This window comes from Cellulomonas sp. GbtcB1 (assembly GCF_019091725.1).
In the GTDB taxonomy this organism is placed as follows: Bacteria; Actinomycetota; Actinomycetes; order Actinomycetales; family Cellulomonadaceae; genus Cellulomonas.
Genome location: NZ_JAGXJG010000379.1, coordinates 1 through 250 on the forward strand (window position 1 = coordinate 1; position 250 = coordinate 250).

General features: G+C 83.2%; 1 protein-coding gene. It reads left to right on the forward strand.

The genetic code is table 11. The features are described 5' to 3' along the window. Positions 1–83 precede the first annotated feature (83 nt). On the forward strand, positions 84–250 hold a 167-nt coding region (locus KVT14_RS20770), incomplete at its 3' end, for a DUF4184 family protein (RefSeq protein WP_217617334.1).

The following is a 250-nucleotide window of genomic DNA, read 5'->3' on the forward strand; positions in this document are numbered from 1 at the left end:
GGGGGGGGGGGGGGCGACCGCCCCGGGGGGGGGCCCGCCCCGGGGTGCACGCCAGGGCGTGACCGGGCGGGCCCGCTGCCCCGGTGCCCTTCACGCTCGCCCACCCCGCCGCGGTGCTCCCGTTCGCCCGGCCCCCGTTCGTCCCGGCCGCGCTGGGCGCCGGCGCGCTGGCCCCCGACGTGCCGTACTTCCTGCCCCTGCCGCGGCCGGCGGGTTCCTGGTTCGAGCCGTCCGTCAACGCGACCCCGAC